Source organism: Sodalis sp. RH24, from assembly GCF_047324145.1.
Classification (GTDB): domain Bacteria; phylum Pseudomonadota; class Gammaproteobacteria; order Enterobacterales; family Enterobacteriaceae; genus Acerihabitans.
On record NZ_CP178729.1, the window covers coordinates 4,880,654 to 4,900,237 of the forward strand.

At 59.7% G+C, this 19,584-nt stretch carries 20 protein-coding genes; 7 read left to right on the top strand and 13 right to left on the bottom strand.

Annotation, left to right across the window (positions count from 1 at the left end; translation table 11 throughout):
* Positions 1-10 precede the first annotated feature (10 nt).
* Genes ACL2XG_RS22120 through ACL2XG_RS22135 form a run of 4 tightly spaced genes read right to left on the bottom strand, consistent with a single transcriptional unit; the run spans position 11 to position 5,257 of the window.
* On the bottom strand, positions 11-1,711 hold the full coding sequence (locus tag ACL2XG_RS22120; protein ID WP_410013896.1) for a dipeptide ABC transporter ATP-binding protein: 1,701 nt from the start codon (positions 1,709-1,711) through the stop codon (positions 11-13).
* A complete protein-coding gene (locus ACL2XG_RS22125; RefSeq protein WP_413721245.1) occupies positions 1,711-2,601 on the bottom strand; it encodes an ABC transporter permease in 891 nt (296 codons plus the stop codon). The genes ACL2XG_RS22120 and ACL2XG_RS22125 overlap by 1 nt, the downstream gene beginning before the upstream one ends.
* Positions 2,598-3,542, bottom strand: coding sequence for an ABC transporter permease (locus ACL2XG_RS22130; protein WP_410013898.1), 945 nt, complete (start codon positions 3,540-3,542; stop codon positions 2,598-2,600). The genes ACL2XG_RS22125 and ACL2XG_RS22130 overlap by 4 nt, the downstream gene beginning before the upstream one ends.
* Positions 3,543-3,577: 35 nt before the next feature.
* The gene (locus ACL2XG_RS22135) at positions 3,578-5,257 is read right to left on the bottom strand and encodes a TIGR04028 family ABC transporter substrate-binding protein (protein ID WP_413721244.1); all 1,680 of its coding nucleotides are present in this window, start codon (positions 5,255-5,257) and stop codon (positions 3,578-3,580) included.
* 357 nt (positions 5,258-5,614) lie between these two features.
* Here ACL2XG_RS22135 and ACL2XG_RS22140 point away from each other — a divergent pair, with 357 nt between their 5' ends.
* From ACL2XG_RS22140 to ACL2XG_RS22150, 3 genes are read left to right on the top strand one after another with little or no spacing between them, the layout of a single operon-like run.
* Complete coding sequence (locus ACL2XG_RS22140; RefSeq protein ID WP_413721243.1) at positions 5,615-6,640, top strand: methionine ABC transporter ATP-binding protein; 1,026 nt, start codon at positions 5,615-5,617, stop codon at positions 6,638-6,640.
* Entirely contained in the window at positions 6,633-7,301 is a 669-nt protein-coding gene (locus ACL2XG_RS22145) for a methionine ABC transporter permease (protein ID WP_413721242.1), read from the top strand. Before ACL2XG_RS22140 ends, ACL2XG_RS22145 begins: the two co-directional genes overlap by 8 nt.
* 20 nt (positions 7,302-7,321) lie before the next feature.
* Positions 7,322-8,140 (top strand): MetQ/NlpA family ABC transporter substrate-binding protein, encoded by an 819-nt coding sequence (locus ACL2XG_RS22150; RefSeq protein ID WP_410013902.1) that lies wholly within the window; start codon positions 7,322-7,324, stop codon positions 8,138-8,140.
* A gap of 38 nt (positions 8,141-8,178) precedes the next feature.
* Here the strand turns inward: ACL2XG_RS22150 and metQ are convergent, their stop codons facing one another.
* The gene (metQ, locus tag ACL2XG_RS22155; RefSeq protein ID WP_413721241.1) at positions 8,179-8,994 is read right to left on the bottom strand and encodes a methionine ABC transporter substrate-binding lipoprotein MetQ; all 816 of its coding nucleotides are present in this window, start codon (positions 8,992-8,994) and stop codon (positions 8,179-8,181) included.
* 342 nt (positions 8,995-9,336) lie between these two features.
* On the opposite strand from metQ, the gene ACL2XG_RS22160 reads away from it, so the two are divergent.
* Entirely contained in the window at positions 9,337-10,350 is a 1,014-nt protein-coding gene (locus ACL2XG_RS22160) for an AMP-binding protein (RefSeq protein WP_413721240.1), read from the top strand.
* Here the strand turns inward: ACL2XG_RS22160 and ACL2XG_RS22165 are convergent.
* The 5 genes from ACL2XG_RS22165 to ACL2XG_RS22185 all read right to left on the bottom strand — a co-directional run bounded on the left by ACL2XG_RS22165 (position 10,345) and on the right by ACL2XG_RS22185 (position 13,940).
* Complete coding sequence (locus ACL2XG_RS22165) at positions 10,345-11,073, bottom strand: SDR family oxidoreductase (protein WP_413721239.1); 729 nt, start codon at positions 11,071-11,073, stop codon at positions 10,345-10,347. The genes ACL2XG_RS22160 and ACL2XG_RS22165 overlap by 6 nt on opposite strands.
* Before the next feature lie 17 nt (positions 11,074-11,090).
* Positions 11,091-12,032, bottom strand: a complete 942-nt coding sequence (locus tag ACL2XG_RS22170; RefSeq protein ID WP_413721238.1) for an AEC family transporter — start codon at positions 12,030-12,032, stop codon at positions 11,091-11,093.
* Between the two features lie 42 nt (positions 12,033-12,074).
* Complete coding sequence (locus ACL2XG_RS22175; RefSeq protein WP_413721237.1) at positions 12,075-12,755, bottom strand: NAD(P)H-binding protein; 681 nt, start codon at positions 12,753-12,755, stop codon at positions 12,075-12,077.
* Positions 12,756-12,781: 26 nt separating this feature from the next.
* Entirely contained in the window at positions 12,782-13,078 is a 297-nt protein-coding gene (locus ACL2XG_RS22180; protein ID WP_410013908.1) for a DUF1330 domain-containing protein, read from the bottom strand.
* 112 nt (positions 13,079-13,190) lie between these two features.
* Positions 13,191-13,940 (bottom strand): SDR family NAD(P)-dependent oxidoreductase, encoded by a 750-nt coding sequence (locus ACL2XG_RS22185; protein ID WP_410013909.1) that lies wholly within the window; start codon positions 13,938-13,940, stop codon positions 13,191-13,193.
* A gap of 129 nt (positions 13,941-14,069) precedes the next feature.
* Here ACL2XG_RS22185 and ACL2XG_RS22190 point away from each other — a divergent pair, with 129 nt between their 5' ends.
* The 3 genes from ACL2XG_RS22190 (at position 14,070) to ACL2XG_RS22200 (ending at position 16,233) form a co-directional block, all read left to right on the top strand.
* Complete coding sequence (locus ACL2XG_RS22190) at positions 14,070-14,414, top strand: ArsR/SmtB family transcription factor (protein WP_410013910.1); 345 nt, start codon at positions 14,070-14,072, stop codon at positions 14,412-14,414.
* A gap of 339 nt (positions 14,415-14,753) precedes the next feature.
* Positions 14,754-15,506 carry a hypothetical protein gene (locus ACL2XG_RS22195; protein WP_410013911.1) on the top strand — a complete coding sequence of 251 codons (753 nt, stop codon included), beginning with the start codon at positions 14,754-14,756 and terminating at the stop codon, positions 15,504-15,506.
* A 166-nt stretch (positions 15,507-15,672) separates the two neighbouring features.
* Positions 15,673-16,233 (top strand): DUF1003 domain-containing protein, encoded by a 561-nt coding sequence (locus ACL2XG_RS22200; protein ID WP_410013912.1) that lies wholly within the window; start codon positions 15,673-15,675, stop codon positions 16,231-16,233.
* 33 nt (positions 16,234-16,266) lie between these two features.
* Here the strand turns inward: ACL2XG_RS22200 and ACL2XG_RS22205 are convergent, their stop codons facing one another.
* From ACL2XG_RS22205 to ACL2XG_RS22215, 3 genes are all read right to left on the bottom strand, one after another.
* Positions 16,267-17,232: a 2-hydroxyacid dehydrogenase gene (locus ACL2XG_RS22205; RefSeq protein WP_410013913.1), complete on the bottom strand. Its 966-nt coding sequence runs from the start codon at positions 17,230-17,232 to the stop codon at positions 16,267-16,269.
* Positions 17,233-17,407: 175 nt separating this feature from the next.
* A complete protein-coding gene (gene aldA / locus ACL2XG_RS22210) occupies positions 17,408-18,850 on the bottom strand; it encodes an aldehyde dehydrogenase (protein ID WP_410013914.1) in 1,443 nt (480 codons plus the stop codon).
* A 327-nt stretch (positions 18,851-19,177) separates the two neighbouring features.
* Entirely contained in the window at positions 19,178-19,462 is a 285-nt protein-coding gene (locus tag ACL2XG_RS22215) for a YciI family protein (RefSeq protein ID WP_410013915.1), read from the bottom strand.
* Positions 19,463-19,584 lie beyond the last annotated feature (122 nt).

The window sequence follows — 19,584 nt, forward strand, 5'->3', positions numbered from 1 at the left end:
GTGCTATTGCTCATAAGGTATCCCCTGGTTGCAGCCGTACGACGTCATGATCAGGTCGCCGGCCGGGTATGGCATTGATCAATTCCCGGGTGTACGCGTCGCCGGGCTGGCTGAAGATGCGCCCAACGGCGCCGGCATCCACCTGGCGGCCTTTGTACAGCACGGAAACGCTATGGGAAATCTGGCGCACGATGGCGAGATCATGGGAGATGAATAAATACGTCAGGCCCAACTGCTGCTGTAATTCCTGCAGCAGCGCCAGGATCTGCGCCTGTACCGTCACATCCAGCGCCGAGGTGGCCTCGTCGAGGACCAGGATGCGCGGCCGCAGGATCAGCGCGCGGGCAATGGCCACGCGCTGGCGCTGGCCGCCGGACAGTTCGCGCGCTTTACGATCCAGCAGCGCCGGCGGCAGGGCGACGCGTTCGGCCATCTCCTCCACCCGCCGGCGGCGTTCGCTTGTGCTCAGCGGGTCGAAATTGCGCAGCGGTTCTTCTATAACGTTAAACAGACGCTGCGACGGATCAAGGGAACCGAAGGGGTTCTGGTAGACCAGCTGGATTTTCTGGCGTAACCGGCGCAGGGGCTCTCCCCGCAGTCCGGTAATCTCGGTGCCGTCGACAAACGCCCGCCCGGCGTCCGGCCGCTGGAAACCCAGCAGGATACGCGCCAGCGTGGTCTTGCCCGAACCCGATTCACCCACCAGCGCGTGGGTGGTGCCCTGCGCCACGGTAAACGACACCTGGTCCACCGCGCGCAGGGGCGCCGCGTTCTTGCCGCCCAGCGCAAAGGTTTTGCCGATATTCTCGACCACGATCGCCATCGGCGCGGCGTCCTGCCGGGGCAGGGGGGGACGGGCGCGCGCCGACAGCGCCGGGGCATCGTTAAACAGCTGGCGGGTATAGTCGTTTTTGGGCGCGCGCAGCACCTCCGCGGCCGGCCCCTGCTCTTGTATCCGCCCATGGCGGAACACCAGCAGGCGATCGGCGCGCTCGGCCGCCACCGCCAGATCGTGGGTCACCAGCAGCACCGCGGTGCCGAATTCGCGCCTGAGCTCATCGATCAGGTCCAGGATACGTTTTTGCACCGTGACGTCCAGGGCGCTGGTGGGTTCGTCGGCGATAATCAGCGCCGGGCGCAGCGCTATGGCGATGGCGATCAACACCCGTTGTTTCATGCCGCCGGACAGTTCGTGAGGATACTGATGAACGCGCAGCTCGGGATGCGCCAGCCCGACGCGGGTTAACAGCGCGATGACCCGGGCATCGCGCGCCTTGCGTGGCATACGGCCGTGGATGGCGAGGATTTCCGCCACCTGGCTGCCGATGGTCTTGACCGGATTAAGGGAACTGGTCGGGTCCTGCGGGATCAGGCTGATGCGCGCCCCGCGCAGGGCGTCGAGGCGACGCTGCGGCCAGCGGGCGATGTCAACGCCGTTAAGGCGGATGCCGCCTTGTTCCAGCCGGCCGTTGTCCGCCAGCAGGCCGATAATCGCCTGGGCGATGGTGGTTTTGCCCGAGCCGGACTCGCCTACCAGGGCCACCACTTCGCCGGCGCGGATGCGAAACGAAACGTCATGCACCACGCGCCGACGTTGCCCCCCCGCCTCGTAGGCGATGCAGACCTCATCCAGCTCCAGCGCCGGCTCTGCGCTATCGCGCGCGGCGGCGGGCTTGCCGCCCAATCCGGGTAAAGCGTGCAGCAGGCTCATCAGCGGCTCCTGGCAAAAGACTGACTGATACGGTTGGCGGACAGCACCACCAGCACCACCACCACGCCGGGGAAAGTGGTCAGCCACCAGGCGGTGGAAATATAGTTACGTCCTTCGGCAATCAGCAGGCCCCATTCCGGCGTCGGCGGCGGCGTCCCGTACCCCAGGAAGCTCAGCGTGGAAATAGCCAGGATGGCGCTGCCGAACTGCAGGGCGGAAAACGCGATAACCGAGGTCAGGGAATTGGGCAGGATATGCCGCCACAGGACGGCGCAAAAGGTGCCGCCGCTGCCGTAGGCCGCCTCGACGTAATCGCTGTGGCGCACCCGCACCACCTCCGAGCGGGCGAGCCGGGTAAAGTTCGCCACCGAGGTGACGCCCACGGCGATCGCGGCATGCACGGTGCCGAAACCCAGCAGAATAATAATACTCAACGATAACAGCAGCCCCGGTATCGACAGCAGGACATCGATAAAACGCATGATCAGACTTTCGGCGATGCCGCCGGTGGCGCCGGCCACGACGCCAAGCAGCGTGCCCAGCACCAGTCCCACGCTCACCGCCACCAGGGCTCCCGACAGCGAAAACGCCGCGCCGTAGACGATGCGGGCATAGAGATCGCGTCCCAACTGGTCGGTGCCGAGCCAATGATCGGCGCCCGGCGCCAGCCGCTGGGCGCCGGTTATGCCTTCGGTACCGCTATAGGAGGTAAACAGCCCCGGCGCTATCGCCCAGCAGAGCACGACGGCAATCACCAGCCAGGACAACAGCAGGCCGGGGCGCACTACGGGCAAAGGCCGCCGGCCACGGCGCGCCGTGGCGCCGGCGCCGGCCGATGGCGGCGGCGCGGCGGGGGCCGGCGCGGGGGTATTTAAGGGCAAGCTGCTCATGGCGCGGCCTCCGTCTTGGTGTTCACGCGGGGATCGAGCAGCGGATAGACTAAATCCACCGCCAGGTTAATGGCGACAAAGGCCGCGCTGGAAATCAGCACCAGCGCCTGCAACACCGCCACATCCTGGTTATTGACCGCCTGCAGGGTAAGCTGGCCCAGGCCGCCGCGGCCGAACACCGTTTCGGTTATCAGGGCGCCGGCAATCAGTTCGCCCAGCAATAGGCCGGCCATGGTCAGGGCCGGCAGGGCGGCGTTGCGCGCCACATGGCGCCACAGCACGCCGCCGCGGCTGCCGCCCTTGGCCCGCGCCACCGCCACGAAGGGCAGTGTTTGCACCTCGTCGATGTTGCGGGAAAGGATCTGCGCCAGCGGGGCGGCAATCGGCAGAGCCAGGGTGATAACCGGCAGGATCAGCCCCTGCCACTCGCCGGGATTGACGACCGGGATAAGCCTGAGCCGGAAGGAAAACAGCTGGATCAGGGCGATGCCCAGCCAAAAAGTGGGCACGGAGATAAACAGCGAGGGCAGGGCGTGCAACAGCGATCGCAGCCAGGGGAACGTCGTCAGGCTCGACAGAAACGCTATGCCGAGCGCCAGGGTCGCCGCCACCAGGAAACCGGCGGTCGCCAGGCGCAGCGTGGGGGGCAGATTGGCGGCCAGCAGTTGCGTTACCGGCACGCCGGCCTGCACCGAGTACCCCAGATCGCCGCGCAGCACATTGCCCGCCGCGTGCAGATACTGTTGCCATAAGGACACATCGGCGCCGTACGCGGCGCGCATATCCGCGATTTGCGCCGCGCTCAGGCCCATATCCGGATCCTGGAATTTTATCAGGACGGCATCCCCCGGCAGCACCTGCAATAAGATAAAAGAAACGGTGAAGGCCGCCCAAAGCACCAGCAGCGCCTGTCCGATACGTGCGGAAAAATAACGGTTCATTCTGGCCTCCTGGGCGTTAGGGCCGCCGGCGCGGTTTAGTGTTTTTCCAGCCAGGCGCCGTAAAACGACGGCCGTCCCACCGCCTCGAAGCTGACGCCTTTCAGATAGGGCGCGCCGGCAAAGACCTGCGGCTCTTCAAAAATCGGGATAACATAGGCCTGTTCGAGCAGATAACGTTGGGCATCGCCCGCCAGACGCAGCCGTTTTTGCCCGTCGACTTCCGCTGAGATGGCCACCAGCAGCGCGTTAAGCTTATCGTCGCTAAAGGTGTTCACCTTGCTGCTCAGACCGCCTTTTTGCAGCAGCGCGTCACGATTGGTGGGGTAAAACTCGCTTTTAATCACATCCGGATCGGCGCGGCCGACTTCCACCACGTTGACCGGGGTTTTCAGCGGGTCCAGACTGTCCGCCGCCTTGCTGCCGGCATCGCCGGCCAGGATATTCAACCGCGCTCCCACCTGTTTCCACTGCTGCGCCACCAGTTGCAGGACTTCTTTATTTTGCGGCTGCGGCGGCGATTCATAGATGGTCAGCGCCAGCGGCCGGCCGTCTTTCTGGCGCACGCCGTCCGCGCCCGGCGCCCAGCCGGCCTCATCAAGCAGTTTTTTCGCCTGCTGAGGGTCAAAAGCCAGTTGGTCCGCCAGGTTAACGTAGCCGGCCGCCGTGGCGGCAATCACCGACGTCGCCTGGGGATAGTGCGGCGAAAACAGGGTTTCGACGATCTGTTTGCTGTTGGTGGCGCGCAGGAGAGCCTGGCGGACCCGCACATCGGCCACCAGAGGGTTATCCGGCCGGAAGGAAATGCCGTCGTTGACGCCGCGCGTCGGCGCGGCGTACAGGTTAAACTGCTGTTCGGCGACCTGTTTCTCGTCGTAGGCCTGGACCTGGCGGATAAAATCCGCCTGGCCGGCCAACAGCGCGCCGATACGCACGCTGTCTTCCGGCGTTATCAGGTATTTGATGCCGTCAAGATTGGCCCGCCCCTGCTGCGCCAGATTTTTCGGTCCCCAGCGGTAATCCGGCCGCGCAGCCAGATCCACCTCGCGGCCCAGGGTTTCCCCGCTGACCACAAACGGCCCGGAGCCGATGATATGGCGGGCGTCGCCCAGGGCATCGAAGTTTTGCGCCAGCGTGCCGAGCGATACCAGCCCCGATCCGATGGTGGCGGTGCCCTGCAGGAAACCGGGCGATGATTTTTTAAAGATGAATTTCACCGTCAGCGGGTCAATCACTTCGCTGTGATCGTAGTTGTTGATAACTTCCGACACCGGCAAGTGATGTTCTTTATTGCCCAGGCCAAAGGTATCGAAGTTTTTCGCCACCGCGTTGGCGTCAAGAGGCGTGCCGTCCGAGAAGGTGACGCCGGGGCGGATTTTAAAGGTGTACTGCGTTTTATCGTCGTTGGTGGTCCAGGATTCGGCGATCCAGGGCTCAATGGCCAGCGTTTGCGGATTTTGATAGGTCAGCTTATCGGTAATCTGGTTCAAAATGCCGCCGTTGGGATAAAAACCGCCGGCCGGCGGGTAAAGATTGGTGTGCGCCTGCTGCTCCAGATAAATCAGCGTGCCGCCCTGTACCGGGGTGGCGGCGCTGGTTGTCTCTGCGGCCGCCGCGGCGGCGAGGCTGAGCAGCGCCAGCGTCAGGCCCGTGACGCGGAAATGTTTGAAGCCATTAAAACCAGGATGCTTGTTGTTGGAACGGTTTTTTTTCTGCATGACGAACCCTCAGGCGAAACATGGGAGCCAATATCGGGTAAATACCGCGCCAGCAGAACAGATATATTCAAATATCCATTGCCGGAAAAAGCATAACCAAATAACAATCCTGGCTAACTTTATAATAAATACAGCTAAGCGATCCCTGGCCTTTAATAAACGCGTTATAAACCGGCGTTCGCCAAATAGATAGAAGAATAAAATATATCTCATATTTTATTGTTTCTTCTGCCGCGACGAAGCTTCCCCTACTATCCCGAACATTATTAGCATCTCAAATAATGATTAAAAAATAATCAGTGAAATTAATCATCAGCTTAACGCAGTCCCGGCAGGGGTAATAAGGATCGACGGGTTATGATCGTGCTGACGAACGTGAGCAAGATATTCGACGGTGATAAAACGCCGATCGTGGCGGTGGATAATGTCAGTCTGCGCGTAGGGCGCGGCCAGATTTACGGTATTGTCGGCTACAGCGGCGCGGGCAAAAGCACGCTGGTGCGCCTGCTGAACGGGCTGGAAAAACCCAGCGACGGCGAGGTATGGGTGGCCGGCCAGGATATCGCCCGCGCCGGCGGTGAACAGCTGCGCCAGGCGCGGCTGAAAATCAGCATGATTTTCCAGCATTTTAACCTGCTGTGGTCGCGCACGGTCAGGGACAATATCGCCTTTTCCATGCAGATAGCCGGCGCGTCCAAAGCCGCCATCACCGCGCGGGTGGCGGAACTGGTGGCGCTGGTGGGGCTAGAGGGCCGGGAAAACGCCTATCCCTCGCAGCTCAGCGGCGGGCAAAAACAACGGGTGGGCATCGCCCGGGCGCTGGCCAACAACCCCGAGGTGCTGCTGTGCGACGAGGCCACTTCGGCGCTGGATCCGCAGACCACCGACAGCATTTTGGATTTGCTGCTCGACATTAACCGCAAGCTTAATCTCACCATCGTATTGATTACCCACGAGATGCATGTCGTGCGCAAAATCTGCGGGCGGGTGGCGGTGATGGAGGCGGGGCGCGTGGTGGAGGAAGGGGAGGTGCTGGAAGTGTTTACCCATCCCCGGCAGGAGATCACCCGGCAATTTGTCAGGCAGGTCAGCCAGTATCAGGAGATTGAACAGGCCTTTAACCCGCTGCTGGTGCAAAACCTGCCCGGCGCCATCCTGAAGCTGACCTTTGTCGGTCTGAGCACCCATCAGCCGGTGGTGGCGGAGCTGACGCTGCGTTATCAGCTGCCGTTGAATATCCTGCACGGCAAGATGACGCATACCGCCAGCGGCGTGTTCGGCGAGCTGTGGCTGCATGTGGCGGCCGATGAGGCGCTGCTGGCCGCTATCCTGGCCGATTTGGCCCGCCACGGCATCGCCACCGAGGTGGTAAAACATGCTTGAGTCCCTGTTTCCCCATCTGCGCATTGACCAGCTTTGGGCGGCAACCGCGGATACGCTCTATATGACCGCATTGGCCGGCCTGGCGACCTTTGCCCTGGGCATCGCCCTTGGGCTGGCGCTGTTCCTCACCGCCCGCGGCGGCCTGTTTGCCCATCGCATTGTGTATGGCGCGATCTCGGTGCTGGTGAATGTGTTCCGTTCCATTCCCTTCATTATATTAATCGTGCTGCTGATCCCGTTTACCAAAATCCTGATCGGCACCATCCTGGGCGCCAACGCGGCGCTGCCGGCCCTGATCGTCGGCGCCGCGCCGTTTTACGCCCGCCTGGTGGAGATCGGACTGCGCGAAGTGGATAAAGGCGTGATCGAGGCGTCCCGCGCCATGGGCGCGCGCCCCGCCACCCTGATCTTTCGCGTGTTATTGCCGGAGTCCTCGCCCGCCCTGGTGTCGGGCATCACCGTCACCCTGATAGCGCTGGTCAGCTACAGCGCCATGGCCGGGGTGATCGGCGCCGGCGGGCTGGGCAACCTGGCCTATCTGGAAGGATTCCAACGCAACCATAACGATGTCACGCTGGTGGCGACCGTGATGATTCTTATCATCGTGTTTGTTATCCAGCTGCTTGGCGACGTCATTACCTCACTGCTTGATAAACGTTAAACAGACCGGGATACCACATTATGAAAAAAAGCCTGACACTTATAGCCGCCGCCACCCTGACCGTCCTTAGCCTGTCGGCTCAGGCCCGGGCGGATACCCTCACCGTCGGCGCTTCCAACGTGCCGCACGCCGAGATCCTTGAGCAGGCCAAACCCATCCTGGCCAAACAGGGCATCGACCTTGAAATCAAACCCTTCCAGGACTACATCCTGCCCAACACCGCGCTGGCGAGCGGCGATATCGACGCCAACTACTTCCAGCATGTGCCGTACCTGAACAGCGTGCTCAAGGATCACGCCGGCGACAAGACCTATGATTTCGTCAGCGCGGGGGCCATCCATATCGAGCCCATCGGCATTTACTCGAAGAAATATAAAAGCCTGAAGGCGCTGCCGCAAAACGGCAAGGTGATCATGCGCGATTCGGTGGCGGAAGAAGGCCGCATCCTGTCGATTTTTGAACGCGAGGGCGTGATTAAACTGAAACCCGGCGTCAGCAAGGTGGACGCGCGCATTACCGATATCACCGACAATCCGAAACATCTCCAGTTTCTGCCGAATATCGAAGGATCCCTGCTGCCGCAGATGTATAACAATAACGAGGGCGACGCGGTGGTCATCAACGCCAACTACGCCATCGACGCCGGGCTTAACCCGGTTAAAGATCCCATCGCGGTGGAAAGCGGCGAAAATAACCCCTATGCCAATATTATCACCGTCCATCGCGGCGACGAAAATAAGCCGGATATAAAAGCCCTGGTCAAGGTATTGCATTCCAAGGCCATCCAGGATTGGATCCGCGAAAAATATAAAGGCGCGGTAATCCCGGTTAATAATTAATAACACGTGTACAGGGCCGGTAAACCGGCCCTGTGGCGTTACCAGCCCTTTACCGCGTCGCCGTGATAGATTTTATCCGCCGCCGCGGCCACTTCATCGGTTTGATACGCTTTCACCAGGTTTTTTATCTTATCGCTATCCTTATTGTCTTCCCGGGCCACGATCAGGTTGACGTAGGGAGAATCCTTATCTTCAATGAACAGGCCGTCCTTATGGGGGGACAGGCCGATTTGCGTGGAATAGTTGGTATTGATGATGGCCGCGTCGACCTTGCCGTCGTCAAGCGTGCGCGGCAGCTGCGCCGCCTCGATTTCGACAATTTTCAGGTGCTTCGGGTTGGCGGTAATATCAAGCGAGGTCGGCAGCAGTCCGGTGCCTTCCCTGAGTGTGATCAGCCCGTTTGTCTGCAGCAGCAGCAGCGATCGTCCCAAATTGGTCGGATCGTTGGGGATGGCGATTTGCGCGCCGTCCGGCAATTGGCCGATGGCATGGATTTTGCGCGAATAGCCGGCGATGGGGTAGACAAACGTTTTGCCGACCGCCGCCAGCTTATAGCCGCGCTCCTTGATTTGCTGATCCAGGTAAGGGCCGTGCTGGAAGGCATTGGCGTCGATATCCTTGGTGTTCAACGCTTCGTTCGGCAGCACATAATCGGTGAATGTCACCACCTCCACGTCCAGGTTGTACTTATCCTTCGCCACTTTTTTTACCGCGTCCCACAGCGGCTGGTCGATGCCCGCGCTGATGCCTACCTTGATATGGCCGGGGTTTTTATCCGCATTATCGCATGCGCTTAACAATAGGGGGATGGCCATCATGCCGGCAAGGGCGATGGTTTTATAGGTGAGTGTCATGTTACCGCGACTCCAGAATAGGTCAATGGCCGGAGAATTATCCGGCTGGGTTGAAGGTATGGGCAAATCCGGCGGTCAGCCCTGGGGCATGCGCTTTTATTAAAGGTTACAGCAAATGACAGGGGTAATATATTGCTGAAAGTGCATTAATAAATGATGAATTGTTCTGAGCATTATTGTCGATTAAGAAATAAGAAAATCGTATATAATCAATAAGTAACTATTTTTCCTGCCGTTAAGTGAGATAATACTCACAGAACTATAATTTTTACTTTAATTAATAAAACTGCAACAGTATTTGGCCCATAATGTTAACACGACTCCCCGCGCTCAGGTGCCCCCATGGTTCAGTTACCGGTTCATTCCGCCGTTCGTTTTTACCCGCAGCGCCTTGCCGGCGCCCCGGCGCCGGACGGTGTGTTAAGCGAGCGCTTTTTGCGCCAGACCGTGCTGAACAAAAGCAAACCGGCGATTATTACGCTGGATCGCATCCTGAGCTATGGCGAACTGGCCCGCGATGCGCGCTCCCTGGCCGCGCATCTGCGCCGGCTGGGGGTAGGACATGAAACGCCGGTGGGGGTATTATTGGCGCCGGGTATCGAGCATATCACCGCCCAGGCGGCCGTTATCCTGGCCGGCGGCAGCGTGGTGCCGCTGGACGTGTCGCTGCCGGACGAACGGCTGGCCGCCATGCTGCGCCAGTGGCGGGTGCTTTTTACCCTGACCGATGCGCCTTGCCGGGAGCGGGCGCTGGACACCCGTTTGATCATTCTTGAGGATATCGCGGTGGGCGACGGTAACGATAGCGATTTTATGCCGCAGCCCACGTCCCTGCCGCAGCGCACCCACCTGCTGGTGACGGCGCAAACCGGGCGGCCCGCCAGCCGTGAGCTGGACGCGCACGGCCTTGTCGGCCAGGTCATCAATCGCCGGCACGTGCGGGTTAATCCCGACGATCGGGTAGGCTGCATCGCCGCTGCCACCGGTTGTGCCTATCAGCTCGAGGTCTGGGGGGCGTTGCTTAACGGCGCGGCGGCGGTGGTGCTGCCGCAGGATATCGTGCGCGATGCTTCCCGCTTAACGGCGGCGCTGGCGCAGTTCGCCATCAGTATCCTGTTTATTCCCGCCGCCCTGTTTAACCAGGTGGCGCGCAGGTATCCGGATGCTTTTCGCAGCTTGCAGTACCTGCTGGTGGAAGGCGACGGCCTTGATGACGCCAGCCTTACCCGGGTCATGCAGCACGGGGCGCCGCGCCATGTATTAAACGGCCGGCCGGCTGCCGGCAACGCGGCGCGCTCCTTATATCACGAGATCCCCTCCGCCGGCGCGGCGGCGCATACCGCGCGCCCATTATGATGAACGCTGATCCCACAGCTGCTGCATTTGTGCCTCCATCGCCGCGGGATCACGCCTGAGGCTATCCCACACGTCCCGGGCGCGCTTATCGGCCAGCACATGCTCCCGATCGTGACGGATGCCCTCCAGGGTTTGTTCCGCCACCTGCGCGGGCGATACCTTGGCGGCGTCGATGCCCGCGGTCATATCGGTATCGATAAACCCGGCGTAGACGCCGATAACGCGCGTTCCCTGCGCCCGCAGCTGGATGCGCGCCGCATCCGTGATCGACAGCGCCGCATGTTTCGACGCGCCGTAGGTGGCGTTAAACGGCGAGGTGAACCAGCTCACCACGGACAGCATATTGACCAGGGCGCCGCCGCCGTTTTTCGCCAGCACCGGCGCAAAGGCGGTCATCATCGCCAGCAGCCCGAAGACATTCACGTCCATTTCCCGGCGCATGGCGTCGCCGGCACCCGCGGCCAGTATCGGGCTTTGCAGCAGGATGCCGGCGTTGTTGACCAGGAGGGTCACATCCGCGCACGCAAGCGCCGCCGCGGCAACATCGGCCGGCGAGGTCACGTCCAGCTTCACCGGTGTGAGACGCGGATCGGTAATGGCGGCTGGATTGCGCGCCGCCGCGTAAACCTTGGCCGCGCCCGCGTTGAGCAGCGCCTCGGCATAGGCCTTGCCAAGCCCGCGGTTCGCGCCGGTCACCAGTGCGATACTGCCTTCTATCTGCATAATGTCTTCCTCCGCGTTTATCCCTGCATCAGCGTCAGCAGGGTGGTGATGATGATAATGCTGATAAATATCGACAGGGAACCGGTAAAACTGGATACCGAGCCCAGGGAACTGCACCGGGCGGTAAACATCGGCGACAGCGCGGATATCGGGGCAAATACCGCCACCGCCAGCACCTGGCGGATTTCAAGCGGCAGCGGGGTGCCATAATAAAACAGCGCGGCCAGGAGGGCGCCGGCGCCATAACGCAGCGCCAGCACCTTAGAGACGTTTTTCAGCTGCGACCGGTCAATATTGATTTCAAGCATCATGCCGATAATCAGCATGGCGATAAAAGGATTGGCGTTGCCGACGATAGACGTCAGTATGGTGACCTGGCTTGGCAGATGGTAGCCGCACAGGGCCGCCACCAGCAATAGCATATAGACGTCGAACGGAATAGAGGAAAATAAGCGCTTGAAGGTGTTTTTCAGGCCGGTATTAATACCGATGACATTGGACGCGGCGACATAACTGCCGCCGGTGCAGATAACCGAATTACCCGCGTCAAACAGGCAGGTGGCGACGATGCCCACCGGACCGAGGAAGCTTTGCACATAAGGCAGGGTAAAACACCCGATATTATAGCCGGGCGAATTGATCATATAAAATACTTTGGTGTCATTGTCGCGTTTGCGGGCAAGAAGATAGCCCGCCGCCAGCAGCAGGATATTACAGAGAAATCCAATCAGCACCAGAACCAGCAGGGAAGGGTCCACTTCAAAGCTGGCAAAGCCGGTGATGACCGCCGCGGGCAGCGTGAGGTTCATCATTATTTTCGATAAGGCGATGCTATCGGATCGCTGCAGCACGCCGTATTTCTTTAACAGATAACCGACCACGATAATAAAAAAGAACGAGAAGGCTTTAATGAGGACGTCAAGCATATCATGGCCCAGGCGACATAATGCATTCATCATACATTACCGGCTATAGCCATTACACCGTTTTATGACCGGATGTTATTTTGTTTTTACCGACCGGGAAACAGCGTATATATCCCCGGATTCCAGCACCGGACGGGAGAAACCGCGCCGGGCAAGGTTAAGCATGGCCAGGCCCAGGGTTTGCGTGGTCAGGATACGGCGGGGAAACAAAGGCCTAAACAAAGACATCACCGGCGTCAGCAGCAGGTAAAGCACGCGGTACAGCGGCGTTTTCGACCGCGCGCCGTGTTTAGGCAGGATGATGCCGGGGCGAACAATATACACCGCTTTCAGCGGCAGGCGTTGCAGGGCGTTTTCGGTGCCGCCGCGTACCCGCTGCCACATGGTGCGGCTTTTTTCCGCACTGTCGGCCCCCGCGCCCGAGAGATAGACAAAGGTCGCCGCCGGGCTTATCCGCGCCAGCGCCTGCGCGGCGGCAAGGGTCATATCATGGGTAATGGTCGCGTAGCGTTGTTCGTCCATGCCCACCGAGCTGACCCCCAGGCAAAAAAATGCGGCGTCGATACCGCCGAGCCGGTGCGCAATCGCGTCATACTGCAGCAGCTCGGTGTGGATCAGGGTTTGCAGTTTGGGATGTTCCACGCGCGGCGCCGAGCGCCCCACGGCGACGACCGCCGTCACGTCTTCAGCCAGCAGGCATTCCCGCAGTACGCCCTGGCCCACCATGCCGGTGGCGCCCCAGATCATCACTTTCATGGTTTCTCTCCGCGGGCGCGGCCGCGTTATTCGCCTTCCACGCCCTGGATGATAAACGTCCGGTAGGTCGCGCCGCGAAACCGGTGCGCCACCGCCTCCTGATACTCGGGACTATCATACCAGGCTTCGGCCGCCTCGAAGGTGGGAAATTCCAGGATCACCGCGCCTTCCACCGCGCCGCCGTCGGTATGGCGCAAACGCCCGTACAGCGCCAGGGGAACGGGCTGATGGATAGCGGTGCTTTTCCCCGCCTTCTCGCCGTAGATTTTCATTTGCTCTGGATCATTTACCGCTTCACGTACCGCAACAAAATAGGCCGGCATAGTCGCTCCCGGGGTGTGAGGGGCAGGGGCGTCGCCGCCGCCGCCGGATAAAGGGGTATCCCGGCCGGACAGGCGTCCGGGCCGGGCTTATCGGTAAGGTGCTCGCCGGCCGTCAGCGCCAGCCGCCGGAGGCGCTGATGCGTTCGCCGGTCAGCCAGGCGGCGGCGTCAGACACCAGGAACAGCGCGACGGCGGCAATATCCCCCGGCAGGCCGAACCGGCCCAGCGGCGTCTGCGCAATCAATTCTTTTTCAAAGTCGCTGCCCACTATGCCTAACCGGGCGGCGCCTTCGGTTGCCACGCCGCCCGGCGCGATGGCATTGACCCGGATGCCGCGTGCGCCCAGTTCCCGCGACAGGCCGACCGTCAGGGTATCAATCGCCCCTTTGGTCGCGGCATAAATAGCCGAGCCGGGGGTGGGGTGGGTGCTGATCGCCGAGGTAATGTTGATAACACTGCCGCCCTGGGGATTAAAATACTTTAGCGCTTCCCGCGTCGACAGGATAGTGCCGAGCACATTGATATTAAACTGGCGGTGGAACTCCGCCTCGGTCACCTCTTCAAGCGGTCCGAAGGCGAAGACCCCGGCGTTGTTTACCAGCACGTCCAGCGCGCCGTAGGCGTCCCTGGCGGCGCTGAACACGCGCTCGACATCCGCCGCGTTGCCCACGTCGCCCTGTACGGCAATCGCCTTGCCGCCGTCGGCGACGATCCCGGCGACCACTTTATCCGCATCCTCGCGGCTGGCGGCATAATTAACCACAACCGACGCGCCGGCGGCGGCAAAGCTTTTGGCGATAGCGGCGCCAATGCCCTTGGATGCGCCGGTGACGACGGCGACTTTACCTTGCAACTGACTCATAAGCAGACTCCGGAGGGTGGATAGGATGAAGTACGTTAGTTCGGAATTTATGAACTATCTTAGTTCGTAAAGTATGAACTATTGGACACCTTGTCAACAATCTGCTATAAATTTTTTATGAGACCGATAATGCACCCCGCGCCTGAAGACATTACCGTAGAGGGGATTTTGCATGCCCTGTCCGATCCCCTGCGCGTTCATATCTTCGCCGAGATCGCCCGGGCCGGGTGCGCCCGGCCCTGTTCGGCGTTTCTTGCGTTCAGCGATCGCGCCGTGCCGAAATCCACCTTGTCCCAGCACTTCAAGATATTACGGGAAGCCGGCCTGATCCGCAGTGAACGCAAAGGGGTGGAAGTGCGCAATACGTCCCGGCTTGACGATCTGCAGGAACGCTTCGGCCCCCTGATCCAGGCCATCCTCACGTCCTACGCCGCGCAGTGCGCCAGAGAGCGCGACAATACGACTTCTGTTTAATAATTTTATTGCAGTATATGAATATATCCCGCCGATAATATAAGTAATATACAATCGTAACTCTTCTCGCCGGCACGTCCGCGCTAGTAAATCCGGGTAATGGATATTTATGTTATCGTTATAGATAAATATTATTAAATACGAAGGAGTTTTATGGTGAATTTTATACCGTCAAGTATCGCGTGCTTATTAAATAAAATTCCGACTGATGACATCACTGGAATGAATGCAAATCATAAGGGCGCTTGCAATAAAAAATTAAATAATATCGTTTTCGCCGCCAATGATAATAGCGTATTCGTCCCTGTGATCACAAATCAACGCCCGATGAATAGACGGGTGGCTTTAGTCTATGGTTTTGCTAATGTCCGTAATCTTGACAGCGGGGACGGCGTGACTCAATTTACCCTTGATCAGCTTAACCAGGCGCTGGGTATCACTACCGAGCAACTGGATTATCGTAAAATCAGGCAACTACGCCTGGGGGTTGCCATTAGCCGCCGCAGGGTGAGGCGTTTTACCGTATTAACGGGTATCGACGGCGCGACCGCCAAAATGTTGCTGATGTCATGGCGTGACTTTTTACGGGATAATTATGATTTTATATCCGTAAAATCTCGGTTGCTTGAGAAAATAGAAAAATGCCGGATCTTAGGGAGGAATTGCGAGTGCGCAAAAAACATATTGCTTAAAAACAGCCCTTCCAGGCCGCGCTTTGATGACGGGTTATGGCGGGATACCAGAGCGCTGGCGAGAAAATTTATACGGCGGGGCGATGTGGCGGGTTTTAAAGCCTTGCGCAGGCGCGGCGATAAAAACAGGCCTCATCTGGCGGGGGCGATAAAAACGATGCTATTAAGACGTATCATCAAGCTGGGGCTGGAGTGGAGCAATTATTATAAGATTATGGTTAATTTCGATGTGAATTTCCGGCACCAAACCGCCATGAAAATTGAAGGCCGTCAGGATGAGCCGTATTGGCCGCTGACGTATTCCGCCTATCGCTATTGCCAGCGGCAATTGCATGATCACGTGAGTATCCGAATCGTGCCCAGCGCTTACGCCGACACCACGCCGATCCTGCGGATGTGAGGGTAGGTCATGGGGAAACCGGGCGATCGCCCGGTTACATATTATATGTGCCGGTTTCCGCGCGCCGGCAACTATAATGGGCGCATGCGTCAACGGCCGAGCTCGGCCTTTGGCATAACCGGTATTATCAGCAAGATAAACATCATTGCCCCGGATGAGAAAAACCATGGAAAAACCGACTTCAGCCGCCACGCCCGACGCCGCGGACGCCGCGCCCGCAAAGATTGATCATCTGCGTTTCCACCGCCGTCACGCCCATTTGTCCGCGCCGTTCGGCAACGGCTGGTTTGCGCGTAAGGCGGAAGGTTTCGCCCGATTCTTCGGCACGCCGATGTTTTTAGGGGCGCAGACGCTGATCGTTATCGCCTGGGTATGCATCAATACCTTTGGTTTCGCCAAATTCGATATCTATCCGTTTATCCTGCTTAATCTGGCGTTCAGTCTGCAGTCGGCCTATGCCGCGCCGCTGATCCTGTTGGCCCAGACGCGCCAGGCGGAGCGGGACAAGGCGCATGCCGACGCGGATGCCCAGCATCGCGAGGCGCTGGCCGTCGCCAATGCCGAACGCCAGGAGCGGGCGGCGCAAACCTCGGCGCAAATCATGGTGCTGCTGCAGCAAAATACCGAGCTGACCACTCTGACCAAAAACCTGAGCGAGCGCATTGAGATGCTGGCCGCGGAATTGCACAAAAAACTGTTGCTGGATGCGCCAACACCCCAGGGGTGACGGATCGCCGCCCGTGGTTAACGACGGCTGCGATCAGTTGGCCGCATTGGCCGGCATCCTGCCCGCCAGAATACCCACCAGTCCGTCGCGCAGCAGCGACGCCATGCGCAGGCGCGTGGCAAGCGTGGCGCTGCCCAGATGCGGCAGGCCGAATACGTTGTCCATCTGCCGGTAGGCGGGATGGATATCGGGCTCGCCGGCGAAAACGTCCAGCCCGGCGGCGGCCACGTGGCCCGCGTTGAGCGCGGCGATCAGCGCGTTATCGTTGATAATGTCGCCGCGCGAAATATTCACCACCACCGCGCCCTTGGGCAGCTGCGCCAGCAAGGGGGCATCCACCACGCCCCGGGTTTCCGGGGCGGGCGGACAGGCTATGCAAAAGTAATCACTGTGCGCGGCGAGGTCGGCGAGGGAATCGTGATACACGGCGTGTTGTTCGGCCGCGGGCGGCAACCGGTGCCGGTTATGGTAATGAATTTCCATATCAAAACCGCGCGCGCGCCGGGCAATGGCCTGGCCGATGCGGCCCATGCCGAAGATCCCCAGGCGCTGGTTCCAGACATCCTTGCCCAACAGCTGGTCCGGCGCCCAGCCCGGCCAATCACCGCCTTTTAACAGACGCAGCCCTTCCAGCGCGCGGCGGCCCGCGCCCAACATCAGCAGCAGGGCGGTGTCGGCGCAGGATTCGCTCAGCACATCCGGCGTAAACAACACCTTGATGCCGCGCGCCTTGGCTGCCGCCAAATCGATATGGTTGGTCCCCACCGAATAGGTGCAGATAGCCTTGATGGAGCGCGGCAATTGTTCGATGGCCTGGCTGTCCAGCGGCATGGCCAGGGAAACCAATAACGCCTGCACGTCGGTCATGGCGGACAGCGACGCCAGGGTGCCTGCCAGCGTGCTTTCCGTGGTATGGCGCAGGGTGAAATGCGCGCTTAATAAGGTATGGGCCTGCGTAAATAGCGGGCAGGCCATAAATAGCACCGGTTTATCAGACATGGTTACCTCGTCGCTTATCTCCGGTCCGGCGGTGCAGGACCCCGCGCGGGCATGCCGCGGACGAGGGTTATTCTAGCGCAGGCGCGGCGGCGGGCCAATCGCCGCCGGGCGCCAGGCCGGCTGGAACCCGCGCCCGGCGCCCGGCAACCCGCTCCGCCGGCGGCGCTGGCCGCCATCAGGCCTGGTATTGCAGGTACACCACATGGGTTTGCAAATACTCTTCCAGCCCGTGGCGTCCGTCGGCGCCGCCGATGCCCGACTTGCGCCATCCCGCGTGGAAGCCCTGCATGGCCTCGAAATTTTCCCGGTTAATATAGGTTTCGCCGAACTTCAGTTTTTTTATCGCCGCCATGGCGGTATTGAGGTTGGTGGTATAAATCGAGGAGGTCAGGCCGAATTCGCAGTCATTGGCCATTTGCACCGCTTCGTCAAGGGTGCGGAAGGTCGTGACCGGCAGCACCGGGCCAAAGGTTTCCTCATGCATGATATCCATCTCATGCTTTACATCCACCAGTAGGGTAGGCTGGAAAAAATAGCCCTTATCGCCCGCCCGCCGCCCGCCGGTGACCACCCTGGCGCCTTGCGCCACGGCGTTATCCACTTTGTCCTGCACGCTTTTCAGCGCGGCCGCGTCAATCAACGGCCCCATATCCAGGTTTTCTTCCCGGGCAGGATCGCCAAAAGTCACCTGGTTAAACGCCGCGGTGAGCCGGGCGATAAAGTCATCCTGAATATCTTCCTGCACATACACGCGTTCGGCGCAGTTGCAGACCTGCCCGGTATTGATGACGCGGGAGGCGACTATCGCCTTGACCGCCAGATCCAGATCGGCATCGTTCATGACGATGGCCGGCGCCTTGCCGCCGAGCTCCAGCGAGACCTTGGTAATGTTTTTCGCCGCCGCCGCCATGGTCTGCTCTCCCGCCGCCACGCTGCCGGTCAGGCTTACCATACCGACTTTTGCGTTGGCCGCCAGCTCCTGGCCCACCACCGAACCCCGGCCGGTCACCAGATTAAACACGCCGCGGGGCAAGCCGGCCTCGTGCACGATGCCGGCAAAGGCAATGGCGTTGTTCGGCGTCAGCTGGCTGGGTTTTACGACGATGGTATTGCCGGTGATAAGCGCGGGCGCCGCTTTGCGCGCCACCAGGAAAAAGGGAAAGTTCCAGGGGAGGATGCCGGTGGTCACGCCGATGGCTTTTTTAAACACAAAAATATTCTCGTTGCGCCGGTCGCTTTGTATGATCTCGCCCTCATAGCGCCGCGCCCATTCGGCCATATAGTCGAGATAATCGGCGGTAAACAAGACCTCGGTCCTGGCCAGGCCCTGGGTCTTGCCCCCTTCGGCCACGATAATATCGGTTAGCTCCTGTTCCCTGGCGCGGATGCCCTGGGCAATTTTATGCAGCCACACGCCCCGTTCCTGAGCCGGCAAGTCTTCCCAATCATGCTGCGCCCGCGCGGCGGCGTCGATGGCGTTGCGCACATCGTCCGCATCGGCGTCCGGTATCTGGGATATGACTTCCTCGGTGGCGGGGTTGAGGACATCAATCCATTTATCGCTGCGGTTGGAAACAAACTCGCCGTCGATATACATCTGTTGCTGTATTATTGCCATCGCTGCAACTCCATTAAGAAATTGTAGGGTTATTGTTGCGCATTGGATAAAAGTTTTACTCCGGCCGTCGTAATAATGCAATGGCCCCGGCGGCGGCATGGGTCCCCGCATCCCTGGCTTTTGCCGCATTTTGCGCGCAGTATCTTTGTCTTATTGCCACGAGGAAAAATAGTCTGGCAACCATTTCAAGAACGCTGTGATTAATATCTCAAAAATACCTTGTCCGGCAGACAGGCAATATTAATGTGTAATTTTGAGCAATATCACAGAAATCCATTGACCGCAGGAGGGGGCGCCAACGCGTTGAGCGTGACGCCCTGCTCATTATCAGAGCGTACGCAGGGCGCTGAGCAGTTCGCTGGTGGTGGAAGGGACAAATTCGGTTATGCTGTAGTTGGCCACTTCCTTAAAGGGGTCCTGCGCCAGGATCGCATCCAGATCGGGACGCGGCAGGGTCCGCGTCAGGATGATGCCGCCGATGCGCGGCACTTTCCTTCCGGAGGCCACAAAATCGCCGGTGGCGAAATAGTTACGCAACCAGGCGAGGTGCGCTTCCAGCAGCGCCTCAACTTTTTCCATGGGCTCTTCATACGTTAAATCAACGATAAACATCTGCGGCTCCTGCGTGATTTATGATGCCGTCAGGATAAACCTTAACAGTGGCAACCTCCACCTGCCGATGAAACCCGACCGGGATTTGTCGCGTGACAGGGACGCACTATTAACGCACTCTT